Here is a 25,516-nt window from a genome sequence, read left to right as displayed (position 1 = left end):
TGACCTGCTACTTCTGGCCGCCCTGGTTGGCCACTGCGGCGGCACCTGCGGCCGCAGCCTCCGGGTCGAGGTACGTTCCGCCCGGGTTGGCGACCAGCCCGTCGTCGTTGAAGCGGTAGATCAGCGGAATGCCGGTGGGGATGTTCAGTCCGGCAATGTCCTCGTCGGAGATGCCGTCGAGGTGCTTGACCAGCGCGCGCAGCGAGTTGCCGTGCGCCGCCACCATGACCGTCTTGCCGGCGGCGAGCTGCGGGGCGATCTCGGCGGCGTAGTACGGGATGAACCGGTCCACCACGTCCTTGAGGCACTCGGTCAGCGGCACCTCCGGCACATCCGAGTAGCGGACGTCGGACGACTGCGAGTACTCGTTGTCCGCGTCGATGGGCGGCGGCGGCGTGTCGTAGCTACGACGCCACAGCATGAACTGCTCCTCGCCGAACTCGTCCTGGGTCTGTGCCTTGTTCAGGCCCTGCAGCCGGCCGTAGTGACGCTCGTTGAGCTTCCAGTGGCGGACCACGGGAATCCAGTGGCGATCGCAGGCGTCCAGCGAGATGTTGGCGGTGGTGATGGCGCGACGCAGCAGCGAGGTGTACAGGACGTCCGGGAGGATCCCCTCCTCCTTGAGGAGTTCGCCGCCGCGCACCGCCTCTTCCCGCCCTAGATCGGTCAGGTCGACGTCGACCCAACCGGTGAACTGATTGGATGCGTTCCACTGGGATTGCCCGTGACGCAGAAGGATGAGGGTTCCATAAGCCATGAACCCATTATGACCTCCGCCACCACGACTACGGTGGAGACATGACCGCACACGCCGGAGCCACCCCCGATTCCCCCGACCGGCCGTGGACCATCCACTACACGCCCGGCACCACCCAGAACCTCGACTACGGCACCACCACCCTCATCGACCAGTTCGATGCCGCCGTATCCGCACACGCCGACCGGCCCGCCACCGAGTTCTTCGGCCGGCTGACCAGCTACTCCGAACTCGGACGCCGGGTCCGTCGCGCCGCCGAGGGCCTACGCCGCCTGGGCGTGCAGCGCGGCGACCGCGTGGCCGTGCTCCTGCCCAACTGCCCCCAGGGCATCGTTGTCTTCTACGCGGCCCTGCGCATAGGGGCGATCGTGGTGGAGCACAATCCGCTCTACACCACCGACGAGCTCGAGGGTCCCTTCTCCGATCACCAGGCGAAAGTGGTGGTGACCTGGAACGTCGTGGCCGATGTCGTTCGCGACCTCGCCGATAGACCGGGTTCGGAGATCGAGCACATCCTCGCCGTCGACCTGCTCGAGGCCTTCCCCACCGTCAAACGTCTCGCCGTGCGGCACCTGCCCGTGCCCGCACTGCGCTCCTCGCGCAACAAGCTCTCCCGGCCCGCCCCGGGCACCCTCGACTGGGACGATCTGGAGACCGGGCCCGAGCTGGACTTCTCGCACCCGCGCCCCGAGGCGGGCGACCCCGCGCTGATTCTCTACACCTCCGGCACCACCGGGCCACCCAAGGGCGCCACGCTGACGCACGCCAACCTCGTGGCCAACTCCATGCAGGGTCGCGCGTGGGTGCCCGAACTCGAGCCCGGCCGCGAGAGGTTCCTGGCTTCCCTGCCGATGTTCCACGCCTACGGGGTCACGATGTGCGTGGTGTTCGGAATCGCGCAGGGTGCCCGACTGCAGCTCGTGCCCACCCCGGACATGGATCTGATCATGCCGATCTTCGCGAAGGATCTGCCCACCTTCATCCCTGCTGTCCCACCGATCTACAAGCGCATCCTCGAGGAAGCCGCCGAGCGCAAGATCTCGCTGCAGGGTGTGAAGTTCTCCCTGTCCGGCGCCATGAGCCTGCCCACCGACCTCATCGAGAAGTGGGAGGCCGCTACAGGCGGTCTGTTGGTGGAGGGGTACGGCATGACTGAGACCTCACCCATCACCGTGGGCAACCCGATGTCGACGGCGAGGCGGGCCGGCTACATCGGCATCCCGTTCCCGGACACCGATGTCAGGATCGCGGACAAGGACAACCCCTCCGTCGACGTCCTCGGCGGCGAGCCCGGTGAACTCCTGGTCAAGGGCCCGCAGGTCTTCCCCGGCTATTGGGGCAACACGGAGGCCACCGAGGGGGCGTTCGTCGACGGCTGGCTGCGCACCGGTGACGTGGTGGTCCAGGACCCCGACGGCTTCCTGCGCGTGGTCGACCGCATCAAGGAAATGATCGTCACCGGCGGGTTCAACGTCTACCCGTCCGAGGTCGAGGACGTCCTCCGCACTGCGCCCGGCATCGCTGACTGCGCAGTGGTCGGCCGCCCGCACCCCGAGGGCGGTGAGCAGGTGGTGGCCGCGGTCGTCCTCGAGTCCGGCGCCACGCTCGACGTCGAGGCGGTCCGCGCGCACTGCAAGGCCTCGTTGGCTGGCTACAAGGTGCCGCGCGAGTTCGTGGAACTGGACGAGCTGCCCACCAATCCGATGGGCAAGGTGCTGCGCAAGAAGGTGGCGGAGACCATCAACCCCTGACCCGCCTTTCCTCGCCGCGCTGCCACGGGCTCCCCGCCGCCGCGCCGCCCCGCCGCCGCCCCGCCGCCGCGCCGCCGCCAAGAGGAAAACGCCTGCATCAGCCGAGTGGATCTGCACGAAATCCTCTGCTCGGCGAAAGGCGGGGGCGGCGCGGCGGGCGCGAGGTTGTGCCGGGCGGGGGAGTTCAGGGCCTAGTGCCTAGTCCGGCTGGGGCAGGTCCGTGGTGAGGTGGCGGAATGCGTCGAGGTTGCGCAGCGGCTCACCCCGGGACACGCGCCATTCCCATTCGCGGCGGATCGACGTGTGGAAGCCGGTCTCGAGCAGCACGTTGAAGTCGTGGTCGGCGGCCTCGAGGACCTGGCCCAGAACGCGGTCAAGTTCCTCGTCGGTCACGGCGACCAGCGGCATCCGGCCGACGAGGTAGATGTCGCCGTTGTTGTCGAGCGTGTACGCCACCTGATACATCCGCCGATTGCGACGCAGCAGGTACTTGTAGACCTTCTCGAAGTCCTCGTCGGGCCGGCGGCACACGAACGCCTCGATGCGCACGCTCTCGCGGTTCACGGTGAGATGGCAGGCGGTCTTGAGCCGCTTCTCCCCCGGTAACTGCACCACGAAGGTTCGGCCGCCCGCGAGCGTGGACTCGATCTCGCGGGTCACCAGGAAGTTGCGGATCAGATCGACGGTGGGCGCGTGGGCCTCGCCATCGGCGGGGTCGAGTGGGCCACGTTCCACATCGTCGTGGTCGAACAGGCTGCGGTCGTCGGCTGGCTCGGTCATCGTGACTCCTCAGAAAGGTTGTTCGCGGTCAGGACGCGGTGGCCTCGGCGCGCCGGGTCCGGTGGGCGGCCTTGGTGCCGGCATACGAGGCGAGCAACCCGTCAGCGGTGGAGTCCCAGCTGAACCCGGAAGCGTGAACCGGGGCGGCCCGCGACATCGAGAGGCGCAGCTCGTCGTCGTCGAGCAACGACACCAACGTGCGCGCCCACTCACGCGGATCGTGCCCGTCCACGGTGAGCCCGGTCCGGCCGTCGGCCACGGCGGTCGGCAGCCCGCCCACGGCCGCGGCGACGACCGGCGTCCCGCAGGCCTGGGCCTCTAGTGCGACCAGGCCGAACGACTCGGAGTACGACGGCACCGCCACGATGTCCGCGGCGCGGTAGACGTCCACCAGCTCCGACGGCGGCCGCGGCGCGAGGAAACAGACACGATCGGCCACGCCCAGCTCCTCTGCCAGGTCCATCAACGAACTCGGCCGATCCATTCCGGATCCGCTGGGTCCGCCCACGACCATCAGTCGCACGTCGCGGTGCGGCTGGGTGCGCACGATCTCGGCGAGGGCTCGAACGATCACATCAGGGGCCTTGAGCGGCTGGATGCGACCGATGAACGCGATGACCTCGGAACGCTGTGCCAAGCCGAGCGCACGGCGGGCCTGTTCGGTGCCGCGCTCGGTGCCGGGGGTGTACTGCTCGAGGTCGGCGCCCGGAGGGACCACGTCGATATCGGCGAGATCGGCGTCGTAATAGGTCACGAGTTCGTCGCGCTCGCCGGTCGTATTGACCACGAGACGATGCGCGGCGTCCACGATCTGCTGCTCGCCGATGCGCCGCGACTCCGGCTCGGGGGTGTCGCCGTTGGTCAGGACCGCGTTCTTCACCGCGGCGAGGGTGTGCGCGGTGTGCACCAGCGGCACGCCCCAGTGCTCGGCTGCCACCAGCCCCGCCTGACCCGACAACCAGTAATGCGAATGGATGAGGTCGTAGTGGCCGGGAGCCTGACCCGCCTCAGCGCGCATGACCCCGGCGACAAACGGGCACAGCTGCGTGGACAGGTCCTCCTTACGCAGTCCCTCAAAGGGCCCGGCCACGATATTGCGCACCAGCACGCCGTCCCCGGCCTCCTGGACCGGCGGCTGCGACGAATGGGTGGCGCGGGTGAAGATCTCCACCTCGACGCCCCGGAGGGCCAGACGGCGCGCCGTCTGCAGCACGTACACGTTCAGTCCGCCCGCGTCGCCGGTGCCGGGCTGTGCCAGCGGCGAGGTGTGGAAGGACAGCACCGCGATGCGCTTCGGAAGCGGCGCGTCGGAGCCGGGGTGGAGGTCTGATACGGTCACCCGTCCGATTGTGCCCCTGCTGGCGGGACCGTGCACACCACCGCGTACCCCGGGGACCCCTAGAGCCCGGCGGCAAAGGCGTCGATCTCGGCGAGGAAACGGGTCGTCTCCTCCAAAAACGGCGCGTGGGCGGACTCGGCGAACTCCACGTAGCGGCCGTGCGGAATCATTTGAGCGTTGGCCTGCCCGGCCGACGGCAGGACCACCCCGTCATGCGCGCCGTGAATCACCAGTGCGGGAACACCCACGGCCTGCAGGGTGGCGTCGTTGTCGACGCGGCGGGTGAGCAGCTTCTGTCGGACCGACGGCGGCGTGGACAGCGACAGCCCCAGAATCCGCTGTCCGTCAGGCCCCGAGCCCGAGCGCATCATGGCCTTGCCGAAGCTCGTGAACGCAGCCAGCGCCACCGCGGGATTCTCGTCGAACGCGCCCCCGGACGTGACCTCCTTCATCGCCGGGCCGATCGCACCACCGGCCGAGCGGGACAGCGAGGTGACCGCGCCACAGAGGACGACCCCGGCGACCCGGCCCTCACCGCGAGCGGCCAGGTAGTCCGAGACCACGACGCCGCCGTACGACCAGCCCAGGAGAATGGCTCCCCCGTTCACGCCGACCCCGGCCGCGTCGAGGACCGCATCGATGTCGTCGGCCCACTGCTGCGGCGAGTCGTACCCTGCCTCCGGGACGCCGGAGTGCCCGTGGCCCCTCAGATCGATCGCCACCACGTGGAAACGCCGCGCCAGATCGTCCAACAACTCCGTCCCCCAGGACGCGCTCGACTGGGCCCAGCCGTGCACCAGCACCAGCGGTCGTGCTGCGGGATCGCCGAGGAGTCGGTAGGCGATGACGGTGCCGTCGGAGGACACGGCCGAGGCGATGGAGGGCACGGTTGCGTTGGTCATGGGCCTCATCGTGCCAGCGTCGCCCGAAACCGTCCCCCGGACAGGCCCCGCGGCGGCTACCGTGGGCCAATGGCAGCAACCACCACCCAGACCGACGCCGACGTCGTGGTCCGCACCTTCTTCGACGCACTCGTCAACGGATCCACCAGCACCGCGGCGGGCCTGCTGGCCGACGACATCTGGTGGGGCAACATCGGCCTCCCGACGTTCCGGGGCAAGCGCGCCGTGGTCAAGGCGATCGCCTCCATGCACCGCTCTCTCTACTTCGACGTGGACATGCATCACCTCGCCGTGGGTGCGCCCGCCGACCCGACCGATCCCAGCGCACCGACCATCGTGCTCACCGAGCGCACCGACTACCTCGGCGTGGGGCCATTCCGCGCCGATTTCTGGGTGTGCGGGCGACTCGAGGTCCGGGACGGGCTGATATGCGGTTGGCAGGATTATTTCTCCAAGGCCAACATGGCCAGGGGCGCGGTACGCGGGTTCGTCGGGATGGTCACCGGTCGCGGCCGCTGACCTCGTCGTCGTCGTACCCACCACCTACCCTCTAGAGCATGAGCACCCACCACCCAGCCGCCCGTGAGCGGCTCGCCGCCCTGCCCGCCGAGACCCGCGTCGCGGTGGTGACGGGGGCGTCGTCGGGGATCGGTGAGGCGTCCGCACGCGAGCTCGCCGCTCAGGGATTCCACGTGGTGGTGGGCGCACGGCGCGTCGACCGCCTCGAGGCGCTCGCCACCCAGATCGGCGGCACCGCCCTACCATTAGACGTGACCGACGCCGAGTCGTGCACAGCCTTCTGCGCTGCGATCCCGTGTCTGAACGTGCTGGTCAACAATGCCGGCGGCGCCAAGGGCACAACCAGCGTGATGGACGCCGACGAGGATCAGTGGCGCTGGATGTGGGAGACCAACGTCGTGGGCACGCTGCGGATCGTGAAGGGCCTGATGCCGGTGTTGGTCGCGACGGGCGACGGGTTGGTCATCACCATTACCTCGATCGCCGCGCTCGAATCATATGACAACGGCTCGGGCTACACCTCCGCCAAGCACGCACAGGCCGTCTTGCACCGCACCCTGCGCGGGGAGCACCTGGGCGAGCCGGTCCGGTTCACCGAGATCGCGCCGGGCATGGTGGATACGGAGTTCTCGAAGGTGCGGTTCGATGGTGACGACGACAAGGCCGCCGCCGTCTACCGTGGGCTCACGCCGATGGTGGCGCAGGACATCGCGGAGATCGTCGGCTTTGTGGCCAGCAGGCCCTCGCACGTCAATCTGGACCAGATCGTGGTGAAGCCGCGCGACCAGCACTCCGCTATGCGCTCACACCGGGGCTGACGCAGGCATTCGAGGAAGGTGAGGCTGGCCATCCCGGACCCAGGTTAGGCTTACTGACCTGGCACAACGTGCGCGGCGCGCATACGCTGGCCCCCTATCGAAAGGGGCCCGTTAATGGCCAGGAACAAGAACTCGTTCGTCGAACTCCTCTCCGCGCAGGTCGGTCATGAGTTCGCTGCCAGCCAGCAGTACATCGCGATCGCCGTGTGGGCGGACGCCCAGGATCTGCCGCAGCTCGCGTCGCGCTTCTACCAGCACAGCCTCGGCGAGCGGAACCACGCGATGATGATGGTCCAGTACATGCTCGACCGCGACATCCCCGTGACGATCCCCGCCGTCCCGGCGCCCCAGGCCGCGTACGGCGGACCCGCAGACGCCCTGCGCTCCGCGCTGGAGCAGGAGAAGCAGGTCACCGCGCAGATCGAGGCGATGTTCCAAGCCGCCCGCGCCGAGTCCGACCCGCTGGGCGAGCAGTTCATGCTGTGGTTCCTGCGCGAGCAGGTCGAGGAGGTCGCCAACATGAGCACCCTGGTGACCATCGCCGAGCGCGCTGCCGGAGACTGGTTCCGCATCGAGGAGTACCTCGCCCGCGAGAACGATGCCTCCACCAACACCGGCACCCCGCCCTCCGTGGCCGGCGGCGCCGTCTAACACCACCCCGGTTGGCGGACAGAAGTCGCGTTCCGGACACCCCTGGACACACGTTCTGTCCGCCAGCCGGGTTGATGGGCGGGCGGGCGTGCTCAGTTGCGGCCGTACTCCACGTAGCTCACCCCGCTCTCGAAGTCTCGACGCGTCCGACGGGTCAGCGCCCGTGGGAGCGCCACGCCCGACCCGCCCGACTCGCCCGTCGCGCGCGCCACCAGCGGGATGCCCGCGCCGAGCATGACCGGGTTCACCTTGAGTTGAAACTCGTCGATCTCGTCGACTACCTGCCCGGCCAGCGTGCCACCCCCGCACAGCCAGATATGCAGCGGTGAGTCCTCCGACTTGAGCCGGCGAACCAGCGTCACCGGGTCCTCGTCAGACGCCGTCAGCCCCTCCTCGGCGGGCAGGTCGCCCGGCCGGTGGGTCACGACGTACTGGCGCAGGTGCGGGTACCCGCTGGCCAGGCCCCCGTCCACGGCCACCTGATGGGTGGTGCGACCCATGATCACCGTGTCGAACACCCGGTGCGGGGTTTGCGCCAGCCCGACGGGCCCTCGGAGGTGGCCGGGGATCGTCTCCGGGTAGTGCTCGATGATCCACGGCATGTGGTCGCCCTCGACGAGAAAATCATCGAAGCCGCCGCTGGGGTCGGCGATGAAACCGTCGACGCTCACAGCCACGTAGTAAATGAGCTTGCGCATGGTGGGTCCTTTCTGGGGATGGGTGTTCGCCTGCGTCCACCCCGCCAGAGCGGGGTCAGCCGAGGGTGATCACGTCGTCCACCCCCACCCGGTCGCAGAAGGCGTCGTCGTGACTGACCAACAGCAGCGCACCGCGCCACTGCGCAAGCGCGTCGGCGAGCACCTGCACGCCGTCGAGGTCGAGATTGTTGGTCGGCTCGTCCATGACCAGCAGTTGCGGGACAGGGCGCGCGAACAACCGCGCCGCCAACGCGGCACGGAGCCGCTCCCCACCGGAGAGGTCCGCGAGTCTGCGGAACCCGGCGCCGCCGGTGAAGAGCATCCGCGCCGCGTGTGCGTGGGCCTCCTCCGTCGACACGCTGGGGCGGACGGCCAGCAGCGCGTCGATGACCGACCACTCCGGATGCTCGACGCGCAGATCTTGCGGCAGCAGGGCCCACGGGACGTGGACCACCTCGTCGTCGACCCGGGCGACGTCGCTCAGGAGGCGCCGAAGCAGCGTCGTTTTGCCGCTACCGTTCGGCCCGGCCAGTCGCACGCGCGCGGGCCCAGCGATATGGACACGTCCCGCGACGCGGTCATCGACGTCCAGCACCACCCGGCCGGCTGGCAATCCCGGGTCGGGCAGTTCGACCCGCAGACGTTCCTCGCGCCGGACCGCGGCGTCAACCTCGCGCATGTGCTCCCTCGCCTGCTCGACCCCCTGTTCGTGGACCGCCCGCAGCCTGCCGGCCGCTTCCTGCGCCGACGCGCGACGGGCGTTCAAAAAGATCTTGGGCATTCCGCCCGCTGCCTGCACCCGCCGCCCCTGAGCGGCCCGGCGGTTCGCCTTCTCGACCCGCTCGACCCTGCCCCGCTTCTCGGCACGCAGATCGTTCCGCGCCCCGGTCAGCGACTGCAACGCTGCGCCCTGCTCGGCCTCGACCACCTCGCGGTAATGCGCGTACGACCCGCCGAACACCCGGCACCGGCCGGCCCGCAGCTCGACCGTCCTGCCGGCACGGTCCAGCAGTTCGAGATCGTGGCTCACCACCAGCACCACGCGATCGCCGCCGCCCACAAACCCGTCGATAGCAGCGAACAGTCGCTCCCGTGCCCGCCCGTCGAGATTATTGCTGGGCTCGTCCAGCAGAAGGACCTGTGGTCGCCCGAGCAGCCGACCCGCTACCGCGGCGAGGGTGCGCTCCCCGCCGGACAGGGCCACCACGGGCCGGTCCAACTCGGTCGGCAGGCCCAAGTCGTCGAGCAGCGCGATCTTGCGCTCGGCCACGGCCCAGTCATCGCCGACGAGCACGAAGTCGTCGTCATCGCCCTCCCCCGCCTCGATGCGCGTCAACGCTTCCAGTCGTCCGCCCACGCCGAGCTCATCGGCGAGCGTGCGTCGCGCCGGGGCGTCGGCGAGAAGTTGTGGCAGATAACCCACGGTGGGCGGGCCTGCTGGATCGCCGTCGACACTGATCGACCCGCGCGTCGGACGGCGTTCGCCTGCGATGAGGCGGAGCAGGGTGCTCTTGCCGGCGCCGTTGCGGCCGACGAGGGCGGTCAGGCCGGGACCAACAGTGACATCGAGCCCGTTGAAAAGTTGAGTGTTGTCGGGGAACGCGTACGCGACGTCCGACAGGACGAGGGAAGACATGCGTGCTCCAGGAGAGATGGCGGATGGCCGGGACTCACCTGTAGTTCAGCACTGTCCTTCGTCCTCCTCATCTCGATCTTCTCGGCTCCGCGCCCCTCACGGCCTCAGGTGTCCCTGCGGTCGCGCCGTGCGCATGCCGACGTGGTGGGCACGTTACGCCGTGCCTGCAACGGCGGCAAGGGGTGCGAACCGGTGGCTGGTGCGTTCGGGACCGCCGGACGGCGACTCGAGCCGGACAGCGGGTCTACCCGGTTGCTCCGACCGTCGCCGCTGGCTATTTTTGTCGTGACCACAGCGACACTTCGGCCGATTTTTCGCACTGATAACGACCAAACTCGGCGAAGCCGCGCGGGCCGGGGCCCACGGGGCCCACGGTGACTGTCGGGGCTGCTGGGGTGGCCGTGCCGCTGCGTCACCGGTCTCGACAGTCCAGTCGACGAGCGGGCGACGACGAGGGGTGACGCGGGGCGACGCGGGGCGACGACGAGGGCTACCCCGCGGCTACATGAACGCGCTGGGCGGGAGCCCCTCGTTGCTGCTCATGGGCAACTCCTTTTCGAGGCGCTCCATGAAGAAGTGCGACTGCACCGCGGTCCAGATGTTGTTCGTCAGCCAGTACAGGCCGATCGCGATGGGGAAGTTGAAGAAGTACGCGCCCACGATCGGGAAGAACGGGAAGAAGTACATCATGATCTTCATCGATCGGTTCATCGACTCGGTCATGGCTTCGGTCATCGACTGAATGTCCTGCGGCTTCTCGTCGGCGCCCGCGACCCCGGCCCTTGCCGGAGTGCCGCTCAGCCCATCGCGACCGTCGCGCCCCTCGAGGTCTGAGTCGCCGGGCAGGTCCGAATCGCCGGGCAGGTCTGAGTCGCCGGGCAGGTCTGAGTCGCCGCGCAGGCCTGAATCACCGACATCGACCCGGCCGTCGACCACCGTCTCCGGCTTCTCCCCGCCCACGGCCTCGCCGTCGATCTCCACCACCTCGCCGTCGACAAACGGGCCGCCTGCGCGATCTTCCGCCTCGACCTGCGCGACTGCGGCCTGCTCGGCAGCCTTGGCCGCCTTCTGGCGACGGAACGAATTCCACATATTGATGAAGGTCGCGATGCCGGCCAGGACGAACAGCGGCACGGCCAGCACGAGGATGTCTCCGCGCTCGAGCCCCGGGTGCAGGGACTCCATGACGTCCTGCGGCATCCGGATATAGGACGCCAGCGGCACCCCGAAGATCTCGGCGTTGAGGAACGACGCCACCTGCTCCGGCTGGAACGCGCCGTTCGTCATGGTCTGCGCCTGCTCGATGGACACATCGCGCGGCGAAAAGTTGAGCAGCACGTGGTACAGGCCGATGAACACAGGGATCTGCACGAAGAGCGGCAGACAGCCGGCCGCGGGGTTGACCCCGGCGTCCGCGTACAGGGCCTGCATCTCCTTGGCCTGCTCTTGGCGATCCTCGGGAGACTTGCGGTTTTTGTACTTGAGCTGCATCTCCTTCATCTTGGGAGCGAGCTGCGCCATCTTGCGCATCGAGTACTGCTGCCGCCACATGGACCGCATGAGCAGCAGTCGCACGGTCACCACCAGCAGCAGCACGGAACCGACCCACGCGACGCCCGAGTCGGGATCCACCACAAAGCTCAGCGCCCAGTGCCAGAACTTCATGACGAGCGACACCGGATACGAGAACAGGTCCACGAGCGATTCTCCAAGACGTGCGGCGCCGCCTGGGCGGGCGCGGGGCGGGTCATGACCGGGAGGTCGCGCTCCAGCGTGCCAGGGTCGGCGGGGTCAGCGGGCGGCGGGGTCAGCCGCGGAGGGGCTCGCGGGCGGCGGGGTCAGCCGCCGAGGGGTGGCGACGCCGGCGTGGCATCAGATCGCGCAGCTCACCCACACGGGCTCGGGTTGCAGCCGCACACCGAACGCCGCGTCCACCCCGTCGCGGACCTCCCGCGCGAGAGCGATCACGTCGTCAGCGGTGGCCGGGCCCCGGTTGGTGAGGGCCAGGGTGTGTTTGGTGGAAAGACGTGCCGGTGACGACGACGACGGGTGCCCCTTACGGAAACCGGCCCGCTCGATCAGCCACCCCGCAGATAGTTTGACCCCGTTCGGCGCCGGAAAAGCCGGCATCTGCTCGGCCTCCGCGGATCCGAGCCTGCCCGCCACCCGGGATCGCACCGTGGGGAGTTCGTCCTCGCGAATCACCGGGTTGGTGAAGAAGGATCCGGCGCTCCAGGTGTCCTCGTCGTCGTCGTCCAACACCATTCCCTTGCCGCGGCGAAGCTCCAGGACCGTGCGCCGCACGAGGTCGGGGTCCGTCCGGTCGCCCGGCTCCACCCCCAGGCGGCCGGCGAGTTCGGCGTAGCGGACGGGTTCGCTGCGGCCTGCGCGGTCTAGTCGGAACTCCACCTCCAGCACCACGGCGCGGTCGGTGTTCTTGAGCACGGACGTGCGGTAGGCGAGGCCCAGAGCCTCGGGGCACACCCACTCGTCGACGCCGGTCACGCGGTCGTACCAGCGCACGCGGTGCAGGACCTGCGCCACCTCGACGCCGTACGCGCCCACATTCTGCACCGGCGTCGCCCCGACCGAGCCCGGGATGCCGGACAGGCACTCGAGGCCGCCGTACCCGCGGCCAACGGTGTCGGCCACGAGGTCATCCCAGGGCAGACCCGCCCCGGCGCGGACGATCACCGCATCCTCCCCGTCCAGGTAGGCGACCTCGCGATTGCGCACGGCCATCACCACCAGGTCCAGATCGCCGCCGGCCACCACCAGGTTCGAGCCGCCGCCCAGCACCAACACGGGCACTCCGGCCTCATCCAAAGTCCGCATCACGGTCACCACGGCGTCCGCGGTCCCGCACTCGAACAGTGCTCGAGGCATCCCGCCGATGCGCAGCGTGGTCAACTCGGCGAGCGAGACATCGGACACCGCGGTCACATCGGGCACGTCGACGAGGCGATCGAGTACCGCGGCGGGGTCGGACGATCCTGAGGCGGGCGAGTTCACGTGAACGAGACTAGCGGCCTACTTGTAGGGTTTCCCGCATGGCGACCCGCTTCTCACACTCCGTCCACCTCGGCGGGCCTCTCGAGGCCGTCCATGCCGCCTACGCAGACGAGGCCTACTGGGCTGACCGTCTCCGCTCGGTGGGCACGGCCAAGGATTCGCTCGACGCCCTGGACGTGAGCGGCGATTCGATCAACGTCACGGTCACGCAGTACATCTCCGAATCTGACATCCCCGAGCTTGCCCGCAAGGTGCTCTCGGGTGACCTCCGACTGCAGCGGACCGTGCAGTACAGCGGGTTCGACGGCGAAACGATGTCCGGCACCTCGCGCGCCGAGGCCGCCGGGGGAATCGGAGTGATCACCGGCGAGATCGAGTCGGTTGCCCACGGTGACGCGGCGGTGGATTCCGTATCCGGCCAGGTCAAGGTGTCCATTCCGCTGCTGGGCGGCAAGCTGGAGAAAATGGTCGTGCAGCACATCACCGGGTTGTTCACGGCGGAGTACGCGCACCTGAACGGTTGGCTCGACGCCCGCTGAACAGCGTTTTTCGAGCATCTCCTCACCTCGTCCCCTGTGCGCCCGCTGAAGCCGCGTTCTGCGCTCCGTTGATAGATCGGAGATAATCGATCCAATGCAGCCGCCCAATGAGACCCAGCGTTTCCCCGCCCACGAGCGGCCCGAGACCCAGTACGCCCCCACGGAGCAGTTCCCCGCCGCACCGGGCGGTATCCGTCCGGCGGCTGATGCGCCCCTCGAGCGCAATCGCGGCCGGCGCACCGGTCTCCTCGTTGTTCTCGGCGCCGTTGTGGTGTTGGTCCTGCTGGTGGTGGGCGCGATCGGCGTGGAACTGGGCATGCGCAAGTCGGTGAGTGATCGGCTTACCCAGGAGGTCACAACGGCCCTCGGGTCGCCGGCGCAGGTCGAACTCGGTGCGGGTCCGGTACTCCTGTCGGTATTCAACAAAACCCTCGGCTCGGTGCACATCACCACTGACGGCACGCCGGCCGAGGGTGCCACCGGCCCCGCCCCCGCCATCGACATCACCGCTGAGGGTGTGCGTGAGAACGGGGAGCTCACCCACGTTGACTCGTTGTCCGGGACGGCTTTCGTCTCCGACCAGACCATGGCCACCGCCGCGCAGTCCGAGGCCCCCGGCAATGGCGTGCTCGGCGGGCTGATCCAGGTCCAGGACGTTGTCTCGGACCCCGCGTCAGGCACCTTGCGCGTGTCCATCAGCGGACTCGCGGAGGCGGTGGTGACCCCGCACCTGAACGGCGGAAACCTGGAGCTCGAGCCCGAGGGCGCCACCGTGTTCGGCTTCGCACTGCCGTCCTCCCTGCTCGGCGGCACCATGTCGATGATGGACTCCGCCCTGGCCGACCTGCCCGAGGGTGTTGAGATCACGGGCGTGCGCGTTGTCGACGGCGGCATGACCGTCGACCTCGCCGGCACGGACGTGGTGTTGGAGTCGAACCGCTAGACCAACTCCGCTAGTCGTCGAAACCCTCGAGGACGGCACGGCTGCCGCTCAGTCCCAGTCGGGTGGCCCCCGCCGCAATCATGGCGCGAGCGGTCTCGGCGTCACGGATCCCGCCTGAGGCCTTGATGCCGAGCTGACCGCCCACGGCCCGGTGCATGGCCTCGATCGCCCGCACGCTCGCACCACCCGCGGGATGGAAACCGGTCGAGGTCTTGACGAAGTCGGCCCCGGCACGGGCGACGGCATGACACACCGCCTCGATCCGCTCGTCCCCCGCCTCGTCGCCGAGTGCCTTGTGGATGGCGGCGGTCTCGAGGATCACCTTGATCTTCACCGGCGGTGGGACGGCGTCGCGCATCGCCAACACGTCCGCCATCACCTCGTCGACCAGCCCGGCAATGGCGGCCCCCACATCGATCACCATGTCCACCTCGTGGGCACCCTGATCGACGGCCAGGCGCCCCTCCATGGCCTTGACCAGCGAGTGATGCTTGCCCGAGGGGAAGCCCGCAACCGTGGCGACCGTCAGATCACCGCCCCGCACCGGCAGCATGCCCGGACTCACGCACACGGCTTTGACCCCCAGTTCGCGAGCCTCGGCGACACACGCCTGCACGTCCTCCCGTGAGGCGTCGGGCGAGAGAAGTGTGTGGTCGATCATCGCGGCGACCCGGGCCCTGGTCAGGTGATTCTGCGGGGTGGCGTTCATGCGGGCCAGCCTAGCGGGAGGGTCGGACATGGCTTGCTGGCACAATGACCTCTCATGTCACGTCGCTTCGTCCTCACGCTGGGTTGCCCGGACCGCATCGGTATCGTCGCCCGCATCGCCACCTTCCTCGCCGAGCTCGGTGGCACCATCGTGGAGGCTGCCTACCACGCGGATGAGGACTCCCGCTGGTTCTTCACCCGGCAGTCCGTGGACGCCGAGTCGATCGGCATGGAACTCGACGAGCTTCGACGCCGCTTCGAGCGCGTGGCCGCCGAGCTGGGTCCGGAGACGGACTGGAATATCGCCGATTCCGCCGAGCCCAAGGACGTCGTTGTCCTCGTCTCCAAGGAGGGGCACTGCCTCCACGACCTGCTCGGACGGGTCGAGAGCGGCGACTACCCTGCCCGAATCCGTGCGGTGATCGGCAATCACGACAACCTGCGCGGGATGGCCGAGGCGCACGGTGTCCCGTTCCACCACGTGGAGTTTCCGACCGATCCGGCCGAGCGTGGCCCGTCGTTCGACGAGGTCGCCCGACTTGTCGACGACATCGACCCGCACGCGATCGTCCTGGCCCGCTTCATGCAGGTCTTGCCCAATGAGCTGTGCACCCGGTGGTCGGGGCGGGCACTGAACATCCATCACAGCTTCCTGCCCAGCTTCGTGGGCGCGCGCCCGTACCACCAGGCACACGTGCGCGGGGTGAAGCTGATCGGGGCGACCTGCCACTACGTGACCGCCGACCTCGACGAGGGGCCGATCATCGAGCAGGACGTCATCCGCGTCGACCACACCGCCACCGTGAAGGGCATGGTGCGTGAGGGCCGCGATGCCGAGAAGCTCGTGCTGGCGCGCGGTCTGCGTTGGCATCTGGAGGACAGGGTGCTGGTGCACGGCGGTCGCACCGTGGTCTTCACCTGAGCGGCGTCGCCATCGCCCACCTCTGCGGCCCGGGGTCGGGCTCAGTTCTTGCCGGGCTCAGTTCTTGGAGAAGCCGTGGCGCTCGGTCAGCAAGGTCTGCGCGGCAGACAGGAAGATCAGCCGCGCAGCCGCCCCCGCGCGCGGCAGCATCGCGTTGACACGCTTTTCGATGCGTGCCTGGTCCATCCCCGCGTCCCGCATGGTCGTGACCAGGATCTCGATCGCCTCGGCGGCCATCCCCTGGCCCTCCATGAATAGGCCGCCGATGCGGTCGACGCCGCCCTCATCCACGCCCAGCACGATGAGCTCGCGGAACAATTCGTACATGTAGGCGTCGGAGAAGAAGTGATCCGCCGACCCCTGGTCACTGTTCAGGCCGAGAGCAGACCCCATGTCGCGCAGGTCCTCAGGCATCTCGAAGGCGGCAACCGGGTCGGATACGCCCCGGGAGGATCGGCGACGGCCGCTGGGGCGTCGCTCGCTTCTGATGCTCTCCACCGCGAGTAGTTCGGTGAGAGTGAACCCGTGTCGCTCCGCGATGAGCAATTCCTCGATGGTGGCGAACGTGTAGCCACGGTCGAGTAGCCGCATTATCACTGCGAGCCGCTGCTTGTGTTCCGGGCCGTAGTACGCGGTGCGGCCACGACGAACCGGTGGCTGAAGCAGTCCGCGCTCCTGGTAGACCCGGATGTTGCGCACGCTGGTGCCGGCGTCCTCGGCCAGCTCGTCAATGCGCTGCAACGGCCCGGACCCCGACTGGCTCATCGCCGTCGTCCACCCACGGCCGGCCGGACATCGGCAAAGAACACGCCCACCGCGACCATCGCGAGGATTCCCAGGAAGCTGAACGGCATGAGCGCGAACAACACCACCGCGACGGCGCAGATACCGACCCAGGCTTGCTTGGGCCACTTACCCTCGATCGAGTAAGCCGATGCGGGCGCCATGGCGGCAAAGACCACCCCGACGAGTGCCCACACGACCAGGGCACCCCCGATCGCGAGCTGGACCATGCCCCAGGTTCCGGAAATCGCGTCAATCACATCGTCCAGTGTAATCGTCGCCTACCAAACCGCACTATGGGGATGTTCACAGCGTCCAGATATCGACATCACTGACGGGCCGCTCCTGCCGGGCCCGGCACCCTGAAATGCACGGCGCCCCGGCCCTCCCAGAGGGAGAACCGGGGCGTCGGGAACCGCAGCGTCAGTTGCGGTCGGTGCCCGCGGGGGGCAGCGGGGTGTCGGCGGTGGTCAGCTCGGGATCGCTGTCCGCGAGGTCCATCGGCGACGGGGTGTCCGACTTGGCCGTGGTGCTCTTCGCGGCGGCCGGCTTGTTGGCAGACGTCGACGCCTTGGTGGTGGCCGTCGGCTTGGCGGCGTTCTTGGCGGGTGCCTTCTTCGCCGGGGCCTTCTTAGCGGTCGCCTTCTTGGCCTGGGCCGCGCTGGCCTCAACCTTGGCAGCACCGCTCTGGACCTCGTCGGAGACGGCGTGGGCAGCATCGTCCACCTTGTCGGCGGCCTTGTCAGCAGCATCGTCTACTCGGACGGCGGCCGCGACTGCGGCCGTGTCGACCCGGTCAGCGGCCTCGTCCACGCGATCCGCAGCCGCACCGGCCGCGTCGCCGGTGGCCTCGGCGGCCTTACGCGCGCCCTTCGAGACTCGGCCGGCAGCCTTCACGCCGATCGACCGGGTCTGACGGGCGACCGTACCCAGCGCGTCTTCGCCCAGTTCGACCTGCTCCTCGACAGCACCAGCGGCTCGGGCGACCTGCTCGTTGACACGAGCGAGACCGGCCTCGAGCTGCGGGTTCTCCTCACGGAGACGGGTCACGACGTCCTCACCGCGGGCGGCGAGTCCACCGTAGATGCCAGCGGCGACCTCGACATAGGCGTCGGCGACCTTGCGCAGCTCCTCCGGACGGAAGCGGTTAACGAGCTCCTCCATCTCGGCAGGCAGGGCCTGGACGCGCTCCGGCACCTCGTTGACCCGGTTCTGGACCTCGGCGACGCGGTTCTGGACCTCGACCACGCGCTCGGTGACGCGGCTCTGCGCATCGTTCACGGCCTCCTCGGCGCGACGACGCAGGTCCTTGACGAGGCCCGAGACGGCCTGGACAGCGAGGTCGTTGACACCGACGTAGGCGTAAACCGGGGTGCGCACGGCAGCGAAAGCCTGACCGAGCGGGCCGTCGAACGCGGGATCCTTGTCCACGGACTTGGCCGGGGCGGTCTTGCCCGAGTTCGAGACCTTCTTGGCGGACTCGGTCTTGGTCGGGGCCTTCTTGGCAGCGGGCTTCTTGTCGCTCATATCGACTCCTTGATTGTCGTTGCGGATTTATCTGGCATGCGGTATCTCGTGGCCCGAAAGCCGTCGCGCGGCACCCTAGGGGACGCCGACGACCTGTTCAGCGGCGGTCGCATTGTTCACTCGGAACGACTCGTAGATCTCAACGAGCACCTCCCTCTGCCGCTCCGTGAGGTCCGGAGCTGTGAGAATCGCGTCCCGGACCGGGCTCCCCTGCTTGAGTTCGAGGATCCCGGCGCGGGCGTACAGCACCTCCGCGGACAGTCTCAGACCTCGGGCGATCTGTCCCAGCACCTCGGCGGACGGCTTGCGCAATCCGCGTTCGATCTGACTCAGATACGGGTTGGACACGCCGGCACGCTCCGCGAGCTGCCGGATGGACACCTCCGCCGCCTCCCGCTGGGTGCGGATGAACGACCCGATGTCCTGCGAATCCGACGAACGCTTGTCGTCGTCACCCTTACGGGCGTCGTCGATCTGACGCGGGACATCACCGGTAGGTTTTGCCCTGCGCGCGAGGGTTCCGGCAGCCGGCTCGGCCGCCTGCACGGTGGCGGTGTCCGCGGAACCGACGCGCTTACGTCCACGCTGTGCGGCCATGGAAACCACCTCCCTCGCTACTCTTTGGTCATCGACTACAACCCATGCTAGCAACGGGTGCTAACTGCAGCAAGCGCTAGGCAGCGTTCGTCGCGGTGCGTTTAATCACACCAGCTTTCCCCGTGTTGCCTGATCAGGGGCCTGAAGCCTCCCTAACAACTGCGCCGTGGCCGCGAACGCCGTGCTAGCTGCGCCGCTTACGGAGTCAGAAGATCAACTGGGTGGCGGTGTGAATGGCCAGGCCCGCCAAGGCCCCCACGACGGTGCCGTTGATGCGGATGAACTGCAGGTCCTTGCCGGCGAGGAGTTCGATCTTGTCGGAAGCCTCGTCGGCATCCCAACGCTCGACAGTCTCGGAGATGATCGACGTGACCTCGCCGGCGTAGTTCTCGGCGACGTAGCGCGCGGTGCGGGTCATGTAGTCATCGAGACGGTCGCGAACCCTGCCGTCGTCGACGAGCATCTCCGCCAGACGCCTCAACAGGTCATCAATCTTCACGCGCAGGGTCGAGGAGGAATCCTCGGTGGCCTCCACGATCATCCGTTTGGCCGCGGCCCAGGCCGAACCCGCCGCACGGCGGACCTCGTCCCGGTTCATGACCTCGTGCTTGAACGTCTCGAGCTTGGCCATGGTGGCCGGATCGTGCTGGAGGTCGCGGGCGAAGTCCTCCACGAAGCCGATCAATGCCAGCCGCACGGCGTGCTGCTTGTCCACCTTGATCTGCCAGGTCCACTCCCGCATCTCGCGGAAGGCACGATCGGACAGGAGTTCGTTGACGAACTGCGGGGCCCAGGTGGGGGCCTTCTCGCGAACCCAGCGGTCGATGGTCTCCGGGTTGGCCTCCACCCAGCCGTGCGCGCGGTCGGCCATGAGATCTAGAAGGGGGAGATGGCGGCCCTCGTCGAGGAGTTCGGCCAGGATGCGGCCCGCCGGCGGACCCCATTCGGGTTCGGCGATGCGGGCCACGATGGTGCGTTCGATGATGGCCACCGCGTCGTCGTCACGCAGTACCGCCAGGACGGAGCGGATCGCTTTGGCGGCCTGGTCCGAGGCCAGGGCACGGTGCTCAGGGTCCTGCAGCCACTCGCCGGCACGCTCGGGGATGTGGGCGCTGCGGACCTTCTCGCTCACCATCTGCGGGTCGAGAAAATTGTCGCCCACAAACCCGCCGAGCGATTCGCCCAGCTGGTCCTTCTTCTTACGGATGAGGGCGGTATGCGGGATGGGGATCCCTAACGGATGCCGGAACAGCGCGGTCACAGCAAACCAGTCCGCCAAGCCGCCCACCATCCCGGCCTCGGCGGCGGCACGCACATACCGCAGCCATTCCCCCGCACCGTTGTGCAGGGCGTACTCGGTCGCCAGGTAGACGATCCCGGCCACGACGAGAAAACCCGTCGCGACCGTCTTCATCCGCCGGAGACCGGCCCTCTTCTCGGCGTCGTCGGCCGGGTCCCCCGCCTTGAAAGCGGAAGCGCCTGCGGCCTCGACCGGGTCGAGCGTCAGTGTGCGACCTCGCGACCGTACTTACGGAAGCCGATCATGCAGGTGACGAGACCCACCAAGAACAGGGCCGCTGTAGCCACCACGGCAAGGATGACCAGCCCGAGGCCGACCCCCTTGTCGTCGGTGTAGTAGCCGAACGCGGTGAGGGGCAGCCCGAGCATGCACATGCTCAGCAGGATCAGCGCGGAGCCGAGGTAGATCTCGGTGGAGTACAACGAGTAGGTCCGGGCGACGGTGGTCGCGTACTCCGGGTAGTACTCCTCGACGATAGCTGGACCGGTGTGCTCGAGGGTCTGACCTGCCATGATGTCGTCCTCTTTCGTTAACTACCTATCCCGGATCGCATGATTCGGGACTTGATTGCATCAATCCTATTAGAACCTCAGGAACCCCGGGTAACCGCCCGGTGGATTCGTCGGTCCACCGCGGCGCCGACGTGCGAACACGACGACGACAACGCGGCCTCAGCGCACCGCGCGTGCAACAGCCCGCGGGGCGTCGTAGCGGTAGAAACCCCGGCCGGTCTTCTTTCCCAGCCGGCCGGCTTCCACCATCCGCAGGAGCAGCGGCGGCGGGGCGTACAGGGGCTCCTTGAATTCCGCGTACATCGAGTCGGCGATTGCCGTGACGGTGTCCAGACCCACCAGGTCGGCCAGCGCGAGCGGTCCCGTCGGGTGGGCGCATCCGAGCACCATGGCCCTGTCGATGTCTTCCGGGGTGGCGAATCCCGACTCCGCCATCCGGATCGCGGACAGCAGAAACGGTATGAGCAGGGCGTTGACCACGGCCCCGGAGCGGTCGACCGAGTGGACGACCTGCTTACCCAGCACCTGCTCGGCGAACCCTTCGGCGCGCGCCCTGGTTTCGGCACCGGTCTCGAGAGTGCTCACCACCTCCACCAGCGGTAACACAGGTACCGGGTTGAAGAAGTGCATTCCGATCACGCGCTCGGGGCGGGCGGTGCAGGTACCGAGCTTCATCACGGGGATGGAAGACGTGTTGGACGCCAGGACCGCGGCGGGATCGGTGACGACCTCGTCGAGCTGGCGGAACACTGCGGTCTTGGCCGCCTCGTCCTCGACAATCGCCTCGATCACCAGTTGGCGGTCCGCGAAGTCCGTGAGATCGGTGGTGAAGCGCAGGCGCAGTGCGGCCTGGTCGCGTTCGCGTCCGGTGATCTTGCCGGAGGACACCCCGCGGTCGAGGGAATCGAGGATGCGGTCCCGCCCGGCGGTGGTCAGTTCTCTGGTGGATTCCCACACCAGCACATCCACGTAAGCTCGTGCACAGACCTCGGCGATCCCCGCGCCCATCTGTCCGGCGCCCACCACGCCGACACGAGTAATCCGTTCCGGCTCCGTGGTCGCATGGCGGGGGCTGCTCATCTGCTGGGTCCTTCGAGGCGGGGATGGGTGGGGCATCCGGGTGACGAGACGACACCGGGGGCCGGGCCGCCTCGTCGAGACGGACCGGCCCCCGGTGATGCACTACGTCGCGTAGTCAGTCGACCAACTCCGGTCGACCGGGGATCAGTGGAACTGACCCTCTTCGGTGGAGCCCTTCAGCGCCGCGGTGGACGTGTTGGGGTCCACGGTGGTGGCGATGCGGTCGAAGTAGCCGGCGCCGACCTCACGCTGGTGCTTGACTGCGGTGAAGCCACGCTCCTCGGCGGCCTTGAACTCGCGCTCCTGCAGCTCGACGAACGACGTCATCTGGTTGCGGGCGTAGCCGTAGGCCAGGTCGAACATGCCGTAGTTGAGCGAGTGGAAGCCCGCCAGGGTGATGAACTGGAACTTGAAGCCCATCGCGCCGAGCTCCTTCTGGAACTTGGCGATGGTGTCGTCGTCCAGGTTCGCCTTCCAGTTGAAGGAGGGCGAGCAGTTGTAGGCAAGGAGCTGGTCCGGGAACTCGGACTTGACGCCCTCGGCGAACTTCTTGGCGTACTCGAGATCCGGCGTGCCGGTCTCCATCCAGATCATGTCGGCGAACGGGGCGTAGGCCTTGGCACGCTCGATGCAGGGCTCGATGCCGTTCTTGACGTGGTAGAAACCCTCGGCGGTGCGCTCGCCGGTGATGAACGGGCGGTCACGCTCGTCCACATCGGAGGTGATGAGAGTGGCGGCCTCGGCGTCGGTACGCGCGATGATGACCGACGGCACGTTGGCGACGTCGGACGCCAGGCGGGCCGAGGTCAGCGTACGGATGTGCTGGTTGGTCGGGATCAGCACCTTGCCACCGAGGTGGCCGCACTTCTTCTCCGACGCGAGCTGGTCCTCCCAGTGCACACCGGCGGCGCCGGCGGCGATCATGGCCTTCTGCAGCTCGTACGCGTTGAGCGCGCCACCGAAGCCGGCTTCGGCGTCGGCGACGATCGGGGCGAGCCAGTTCTCGACCGAGGTGTCACCCTCGACGCGGGAAATCTCGTCGGCGCGCAGCAGGGCGTTGTTGATGCGGCGCACGACGGTCGGGACCGAGTTGGCCGGGTACAGCGACTGGTCCGGGTAGGTGTGGCCCGAGAGGTTGGCGTCGCCGGCGACCTGCCAGCCGGAGAGGTACACGGCCTCGAGGCCGGCACGGATCTGCTGCACGGCCTGGTTACCGGTGAGCGCACCGAGCGAGTTGACGAAGTCCTTGTTGTTGACCTTGTCCCAGAGGATCTCCGCGCCACGACGGGCGAGGGTGTGCTCCTCGACCACGGTGCCCTGCAGCTCTGCGACCTGATCGGCCGTGTAGTTGCGGGTGATGCCCTTCCAGCGGGGGTTGGTGTCCCAGTCCTGCTGGATCTCTGCAGCGGTACGTGCCTTGCCGACGTTCGACATTGCGACTCTTTTCTGTATCGGGGGCGGGCTCGACTTCGCATTGATGCGAGTCCGAACTCCTGTACTTCCTAAGAATGCCATACGCGTTGCACCGCGTCTACCTGCGACGAGTGCGAATATGGCGAGTTTCTTTGCGTTGCTTGCAAACTTTGCGAATAATGTGGGGCACGCCACCACGATCCAGGGAGCACCTCATGACCGCCAGTCACATGGGCGCAAGACTCCGCCGACTCCGCGAGGAACAGGAGCTCACGCAGGCCGCGTTCGCGCACTCGCTGGGGCTGTCCGCCAGCTATCTCAACCAGCTGGAGAAGGACGTCCGCCCACTCACCTCCCGGGTACTCACGCGCCTGTCGGAGGAATACGGGGTCGACTCCACGTTCTTCGCCTCCGACTCCGACACCCGACTGATCGCCCAGCTCACCGAGGCGGTTTCCGATCCGCAGGTCTCCTCCGGGGTCCCCACCTCCGGGGTGATCGACCTCGTGCGCGCCCACCCTGAACTCGCCCGGGCCGTCGCGGTGCTGCACCAGCGCTACCGGAACTCGGCGGACCTACTGGCGGCGCTCACCGAGAGTCGCAACGCGATAGACGCCGGCATCGACCACTCCGCGCTGACGATGCCGCACGAGGAGGTGCGCGACTACTTCTACCAGCGCCAGAACTACATCGACTCCCTGGACACGGCCGCCGAGGAGCTGACCAATCGCATCCAGATGAACCGCGGCGACGTGCGTGCGGTTCTGGAGCAGCGCCTGGCGGAGACGCACGGGGTCAGGATCGCGCGGCGGGTCGATCTCCCCGACGGCCTCTGGCACCGCTTCTCCCCCGAGGACCGGCGCCTGGAACTGTCCGCGCACATGACGGCCGGGCAGCAGGCGTTCCGGGTCGCCTCCGAATTGGCGTTCCTCGAGCACCGCGACATGCTCGACGAACTCGTCGAGGTCGGCGCCTTCAGTTCGCCGGCCGCTTCGGCTCTGGCGCTTCGTGGGCTGGCGAACTACTTCGCGGCCGCAGTCCTCATGCCGTACCAGCGGTTCCTCGACACCGCCGAGGACTTCCGCTACGACATCGAACGGCTGATGACCTTCCACGCCACGGGCTACGAGACCGTCTGCCACCGGCTGTCCACCCTGCAGAGGCCGGGCGCGTCCGGGGTGCCGTTCAGCTTCGTGCGCGTGGACCGTGCGGGCAACATGTCCAAGCGTCAGTCGGCGTCGGGCGTGCATTTCACCACGTCGGGCGGCACGTGTCCGCTGTGGAACGTGTACGAGACGTTCTCCTTCCCCGGCAAGATCCATCGGCAGGTGGCCGAGACCCCGGACGGGCACCTGCATCTGTGGGTGTCACGCACGGTCACCACACGACCGATGCGATTCGGGGAACCGCGTAAGACGTTCGCGATCGGGCTGGGTTGCGAGGCCCGCCACGCCCACCGGACCGTGTACGCGCAGGGCCTGGACATGGCCGATTCGGACGCAGCCACCAAGATCGGCCCCGGTTGCCGGATGTGCGAGCGACCGGCCTGCCCCCAGCGCGCATTCCCGCCGCTCAACCGGACCCTGTCCGTCGACGCCCACCGCTCGTCGCTGTCCCCGTATCTACTCCACGAACCCGACTCCCCCGGCGGCGACTCTGCCCTAACGTGACGGCCATGAGTCAGTCCCCCACCAGCAATCCAGGCCAACCCGACTCCGTCTCCATTCCCCGCATCCGCCCCGGCGGGTTTCGCGAGCTCGGCCCGGTCGGCTGGGCGGTCAATCGCATCGGCGCGCGTGTCACCGGTAAGCGGGACGTCCATCTGTTCGCCACGCTCGGCCACGCCCGTCGCCTCTTCCCTGCCTGGCTCGCGTACTCCGGGATGATGATGCCTTTCGGCGTCCTCGATCGTCGCACCACCGAGCTCGTGATCCTGCGCATCGCGCACCTGCGGAGTAGCGCGTACGAGCGCGCCCATCACGAGCGGATCGGAGCGAGCGTTGGTCTCGACGACGACGACATCATCCGCACCCTCGCCGACCCCGCGACCGCCGGTTGGCCAGACAGGCTCAAGGTTCTGTTGTCCGCCGTGGACGAGCTTGTCCAGTCCAAGGACATCTCCGACGAGGCGTGGTCTGAGTTGGCCTCGTACCTGGACGAGTCTGAGCTGGTGGCGCTGGTGCAATTGGTGGCGCAGTACGACGGACTCGCCACCTCGCTGCACGTCCTGCGGATCCAGCCCGACGTCCCCAGCTGACAAGCCCGACTCGTCCCGCCCGACTTACGCTGCCTGCCCGCCCACTCCGTCCACCCCGCCAGCGCATCCCGC

Annotated in this window: 26 protein-coding genes and 1 pseudogene; 9 read left to right on the top strand and 18 right to left on the bottom strand. The window is 68.1% G+C overall.

The window, feature by feature from the left end:
- Window positions 1–7: 7 nt before the first annotated feature.
- Window positions 8–757, bottom strand: coding sequence for a phosphoglyceromutase (locus tag ON04_RS07200; RefSeq protein WP_010540927.1), 750 nt, complete (start codon window positions 755–757; stop codon window positions 8–10).
- Window positions 758–798: 41 nt separating this feature from the next.
- On the opposite strand from ON04_RS07200, the gene ON04_RS07195 reads away from it, so the two are divergent.
- Window positions 799–2,508: a long-chain-fatty-acid--CoA ligase gene (locus tag ON04_RS07195; protein ID WP_010540926.1), complete on the top strand. Its 1,710-nt coding sequence runs from the start codon at window positions 799–801 to the stop codon at window positions 2,506–2,508.
- 198 nt (window positions 2,509–2,706) lie between these two features.
- On the opposite strand, the gene ON04_RS07190 is transcribed toward ON04_RS07195, so the two are convergent.
- From ON04_RS07190 to ON04_RS07180, 3 genes are read right to left on the bottom strand one after another with little or no spacing between them, the layout of a single operon-like run.
- Window positions 2,707–3,288 (bottom strand): type III secretion system chaperone family protein, encoded by a 582-nt coding sequence (locus ON04_RS07190; RefSeq protein ID WP_010540925.1) that lies wholly within the window; start codon window positions 3,286–3,288, stop codon window positions 2,707–2,709.
- Window positions 3,289–3,316: 28 nt separating this feature from the next.
- Window positions 3,317–4,627: a D-inositol-3-phosphate glycosyltransferase gene (gene mshA / locus ON04_RS07185; protein ID WP_010540924.1), complete on the bottom strand. Its 1,311-nt coding sequence runs from the start codon at window positions 4,625–4,627 to the stop codon at window positions 3,317–3,319.
- Window positions 4,628–4,686: 59 nt separating this feature from the next.
- The gene (locus ON04_RS07180; protein ID WP_010540923.1) at window positions 4,687–5,529 is read right to left on the bottom strand and encodes an alpha/beta fold hydrolase; all 843 of its coding nucleotides are present in this window, start codon (window positions 5,527–5,529) and stop codon (window positions 4,687–4,689) included.
- A 69-nt stretch (window positions 5,530–5,598) separates the two neighbouring features.
- Between ON04_RS07180 and ON04_RS07175 the strand changes: the two genes are divergently transcribed.
- From ON04_RS07175 to ON04_RS07165, 3 genes are all read left to right on the top strand, one after another.
- Window positions 5,599–6,048, top strand: a complete 450-nt coding sequence (locus ON04_RS07175) for a limonene-1,2-epoxide hydrolase family protein (protein WP_010540922.1) — start codon at window positions 5,599–5,601, stop codon at window positions 6,046–6,048.
- Between the two features lie 38 nt (window positions 6,049–6,086).
- Window positions 6,087–6,866: an SDR family oxidoreductase gene (locus ON04_RS07170; protein ID WP_010540921.1), complete on the top strand. Its 780-nt coding sequence runs from the start codon at window positions 6,087–6,089 to the stop codon at window positions 6,864–6,866.
- A gap of 114 nt (window positions 6,867–6,980) precedes the next feature.
- A complete protein-coding gene (locus ON04_RS07165) occupies window positions 6,981–7,517 on the top strand; it encodes a ferritin (RefSeq protein WP_010540920.1) in 537 nt (178 codons plus the stop codon).
- Window positions 7,518–7,609: 92 nt separating this feature from the next.
- Here ON04_RS07165 and ON04_RS07160 read toward each other — a convergent pair whose 3' ends face one another.
- The 5 genes and pseudogenes from ON04_RS07160 to ON04_RS07145 form a co-directional block, all read right to left on the bottom strand.
- Window positions 7,610–8,215, bottom strand: coding sequence for a dihydrofolate reductase family protein (locus ON04_RS07160; protein WP_010540919.1), 606 nt, complete (start codon window positions 8,213–8,215; stop codon window positions 7,610–7,612).
- A 55-nt stretch (window positions 8,216–8,270) separates the two neighbouring features.
- Entirely contained in the window at window positions 8,271–8,894 is a 624-nt protein-coding gene (locus ON04_RS17330) for an ATP-binding cassette domain-containing protein (RefSeq protein WP_420795330.1), read from the bottom strand.
- 444 nt (window positions 8,895–9,338) lie between these two features.
- A pseudogene (locus tag ON04_RS17325) lies at window positions 9,339–9,851 on the bottom strand (ATP-binding cassette domain-containing protein); the annotation flags it as partial.
- A 501-nt stretch (window positions 9,852–10,352) separates the two neighbouring features.
- Window positions 10,353–11,549: a membrane protein insertase YidC gene (yidC, locus tag ON04_RS17005; RefSeq protein ID WP_010540917.1), complete on the bottom strand. Its 1,197-nt coding sequence runs from the start codon at window positions 11,547–11,549 to the stop codon at window positions 10,353–10,355.
- Window positions 11,550–11,723: 174 nt separating this feature from the next.
- Complete coding sequence (locus ON04_RS07145) at window positions 11,724–12,863, bottom strand: UDP-N-acetylmuramate dehydrogenase (protein WP_010540916.1); 1,140 nt, start codon at window positions 12,861–12,863, stop codon at window positions 11,724–11,726.
- Between the two features lie 38 nt (window positions 12,864–12,901).
- Here ON04_RS07145 and ON04_RS07140 point away from each other — a divergent pair, with 38 nt between their 5' ends.
- On the top strand, window positions 12,902–13,402 hold the full coding sequence (locus ON04_RS07140; protein WP_010540915.1) for a DUF2505 domain-containing protein: 501 nt from the start codon (window positions 12,902–12,904) through the stop codon (window positions 13,400–13,402).
- 94 nt (window positions 13,403–13,496) lie between these two features.
- Window positions 13,497–14,345: an LmeA family phospholipid-binding protein gene (locus tag ON04_RS07135; protein WP_010540914.1), complete on the top strand. Its 849-nt coding sequence runs from the start codon at window positions 13,497–13,499 to the stop codon at window positions 14,343–14,345.
- A 10-nt stretch (window positions 14,346–14,355) separates the two neighbouring features.
- On the opposite strand, the gene deoC is transcribed toward ON04_RS07135, so the two are convergent.
- Window positions 14,356–15,054 carry a deoxyribose-phosphate aldolase gene (gene deoC / locus ON04_RS07130; protein WP_029457966.1) on the bottom strand — a complete coding sequence of 233 codons (699 nt, stop codon included), beginning with the start codon at window positions 15,052–15,054 and terminating at the stop codon, window positions 14,356–14,358.
- Window positions 15,055–15,108: 54 nt separating this feature from the next.
- Here deoC and purU point away from each other — a divergent pair, with 54 nt between their 5' ends.
- Window positions 15,109–15,975 (top strand): formyltetrahydrofolate deformylase, encoded by an 867-nt coding sequence (gene purU / locus ON04_RS07125; protein ID WP_010540912.1) that lies wholly within the window; start codon window positions 15,109–15,111, stop codon window positions 15,973–15,975.
- A gap of 57 nt (window positions 15,976–16,032) precedes the next feature.
- On the opposite strand, the gene ON04_RS07120 is transcribed toward purU, so the two are convergent.
- From ON04_RS07120 to aceA, 8 genes are all read right to left on the bottom strand, one after another.
- Window positions 16,033–16,740 carry a MerR family transcriptional regulator gene (locus tag ON04_RS07120; RefSeq protein ID WP_010540911.1) on the bottom strand — a complete coding sequence of 236 codons (708 nt, stop codon included), beginning with the start codon at window positions 16,738–16,740 and terminating at the stop codon, window positions 16,033–16,035.
- Window positions 16,737–17,018 carry a DUF2516 family protein gene (locus ON04_RS07115; protein WP_010540910.1) on the bottom strand — a complete coding sequence of 94 codons (282 nt, stop codon included), beginning with the start codon at window positions 17,016–17,018 and terminating at the stop codon, window positions 16,737–16,739. Before ON04_RS07115 ends, ON04_RS07120 begins: the two co-directional genes overlap by 4 nt.
- A 163-nt stretch (window positions 17,019–17,181) precedes the next feature.
- A complete protein-coding gene (locus tag ON04_RS16705) occupies window positions 17,182–18,285 on the bottom strand; it encodes a hypothetical protein (protein WP_010540909.1) in 1,104 nt (367 codons plus the stop codon).
- Window positions 18,286–18,360: 75 nt separating this feature from the next.
- A complete protein-coding gene (locus ON04_RS07105) occupies window positions 18,361–18,882 on the bottom strand; it encodes a helix-turn-helix domain-containing protein (RefSeq protein ID WP_010540908.1) in 522 nt (173 codons plus the stop codon).
- A 205-nt stretch (window positions 18,883–19,087) separates the two neighbouring features.
- Window positions 19,088–20,296: a DUF445 domain-containing protein gene (locus ON04_RS07100; RefSeq protein ID WP_010540907.1), complete on the bottom strand. Its 1,209-nt coding sequence runs from the start codon at window positions 20,294–20,296 to the stop codon at window positions 19,088–19,090.
- 89 nt (window positions 20,297–20,385) lie between these two features.
- Entirely contained in the window at window positions 20,386–20,694 is a 309-nt protein-coding gene (locus ON04_RS07095; RefSeq protein WP_010540906.1) for a hypothetical protein, read from the bottom strand.
- A gap of 159 nt (window positions 20,695–20,853) precedes the next feature.
- Entirely contained in the window at window positions 20,854–21,774 is a 921-nt protein-coding gene (locus ON04_RS07090) for a 3-hydroxybutyryl-CoA dehydrogenase (RefSeq protein ID WP_010540905.1), read from the bottom strand.
- Window positions 21,775–21,918: 144 nt separating this feature from the next.
- Complete coding sequence (gene aceA, locus ON04_RS07085) at window positions 21,919–23,208, bottom strand: isocitrate lyase (protein ID WP_010540904.1); 1,290 nt, start codon at window positions 23,206–23,208, stop codon at window positions 21,919–21,921.
- A 194-nt stretch (window positions 23,209–23,402) separates the two neighbouring features.
- Here aceA and ramB point away from each other — a divergent pair, with 194 nt between their 5' ends.
- Both ramB and ON04_RS07075 read left to right on the top strand, forming a co-directional pair.
- Window positions 23,403–24,857, top strand: coding sequence for an acetate metabolism transcriptional regulator RamB (gene ramB / locus ON04_RS07080; protein ID WP_010540903.1), 1,455 nt, complete (start codon window positions 23,403–23,405; stop codon window positions 24,855–24,857).
- A gap of 5 nt (window positions 24,858–24,862) precedes the next feature.
- Entirely contained in the window at window positions 24,863–25,444 is a 582-nt protein-coding gene (locus ON04_RS07075) for a carboxymuconolactone decarboxylase family protein (protein WP_010540902.1), read from the top strand.
- Window positions 25,445–25,516 lie beyond the last annotated feature (72 nt).

Origin of the sequence: Dietzia alimentaria 72 (assembly GCF_000226215.1) — a bacterium.
GTDB lineage: Bacteria > Actinomycetota > Actinomycetes > Mycobacteriales > Mycobacteriaceae > Dietzia > Dietzia alimentaria.
Note: the sequence above shows the minus strand (reverse complement) of the source record. Positions and strands in the feature narration are given on the sequence as shown.

Bases quoted from the DNA above. Each gene is read 5' to 3' on its own strand.
- ON04_RS07200 (WP_010540927.1), bottom strand. From the start codon at position 757: ATGGCTTATGGAACCCTCATCCTTCTGCGTCACGGGCAATCCCAGTGG.
- ON04_RS07195 (WP_010540926.1), top strand. From the start codon at position 799: ATGACCGCACACGCCGGAGCCACCCCCGATTCCCCCGACCGGCCGTGG.
- ON04_RS07190 (WP_010540925.1), bottom strand. From the start codon at position 3,288: ATGACCGAGCCAGCCGACGACCGCAGCCTGTTCGACCACGACGATGTG.
- ON04_RS07180 (WP_010540923.1), bottom strand. From the start codon at position 5,529: ATGACCAACGCAACCGTGCCCTCCATCGCCTCGGCCGTGTCCTCCGAC.
- ON04_RS07175 (WP_010540922.1), top strand. From the start codon at position 5,599: ATGGCAGCAACCACCACCCAGACCGACGCCGACGTCGTGGTCCGCACC.
- ON04_RS07170 (WP_010540921.1), top strand. From the start codon at position 6,087: ATGAGCACCCACCACCCAGCCGCCCGTGAGCGGCTCGCCGCCCTGCCC.
- ON04_RS07165 (WP_010540920.1), top strand. From the start codon at position 6,981: ATGGCCAGGAACAAGAACTCGTTCGTCGAACTCCTCTCCGCGCAGGTC.
- ON04_RS07160 (WP_010540919.1), bottom strand. From the start codon at position 8,215: ATGCGCAAGCTCATTTACTACGTGGCTGTGAGCGTCGACGGTTTCATC.
- ON04_RS17330 (WP_420795330.1), bottom strand. From the start codon at position 8,894: ATGCGCGAGGTTGACGCCGCGGTCCGGCGCGAGGAACGTCTGCGGGTC.
- ON04_RS07140 (WP_010540915.1), top strand. From the start codon at position 12,902: ATGGCGACCCGCTTCTCACACTCCGTCCACCTCGGCGGGCCTCTCGAG.
- ON04_RS07135 (WP_010540914.1), top strand. From the start codon at position 13,497: ATGCAGCCGCCCAATGAGACCCAGCGTTTCCCCGCCCACGAGCGGCCC.
- deoC (WP_029457966.1), bottom strand. From the start codon at position 15,054: ATGAACGCCACCCCGCAGAATCACCTGACCAGGGCCCGGGTCGCCGCG.
- purU (WP_010540912.1), top strand. From the start codon at position 15,109: ATGTCACGTCGCTTCGTCCTCACGCTGGGTTGCCCGGACCGCATCGGT.
- ON04_RS07120 (WP_010540911.1), bottom strand. From the start codon at position 16,740: ATGAGCCAGTCGGGGTCCGGGCCGTTGCAGCGCATTGACGAGCTGGCC.
- ON04_RS16705 (WP_010540909.1), bottom strand. From the start codon at position 18,285: ATGAGCGACAAGAAGCCCGCTGCCAAGAAGGCCCCGACCAAGACCGAG.
- ON04_RS07105 (WP_010540908.1), bottom strand. From the start codon at position 18,882: ATGGCCGCACAGCGTGGACGTAAGCGCGTCGGTTCCGCGGACACCGCC.
- ON04_RS07100 (WP_010540907.1), bottom strand. From the start codon at position 20,296: ATGAAGACGGTCGCGACGGGTTTTCTCGTCGTGGCCGGGATCGTCTAC.
- ON04_RS07095 (WP_010540906.1), bottom strand. From the start codon at position 20,694: ATGGCAGGTCAGACCCTCGAGCACACCGGTCCAGCTATCGTCGAGGAG.
- ON04_RS07090 (WP_010540905.1), bottom strand. From the start codon at position 21,774: ATGAGCAGCCCCCGCCATGCGACCACGGAGCCGGAACGGATTACTCGT.
- aceA (WP_010540904.1), bottom strand. From the start codon at position 23,208: ATGTCGAACGTCGGCAAGGCACGTACCGCTGCAGAGATCCAGCAGGAC.
- ramB (WP_010540903.1), top strand. From the start codon at position 23,403: ATGACCGCCAGTCACATGGGCGCAAGACTCCGCCGACTCCGCGAGGAA.
- ON04_RS07075 (WP_010540902.1), top strand. From the start codon at position 24,863: ATGAGTCAGTCCCCCACCAGCAATCCAGGCCAACCCGACTCCGTCTCC.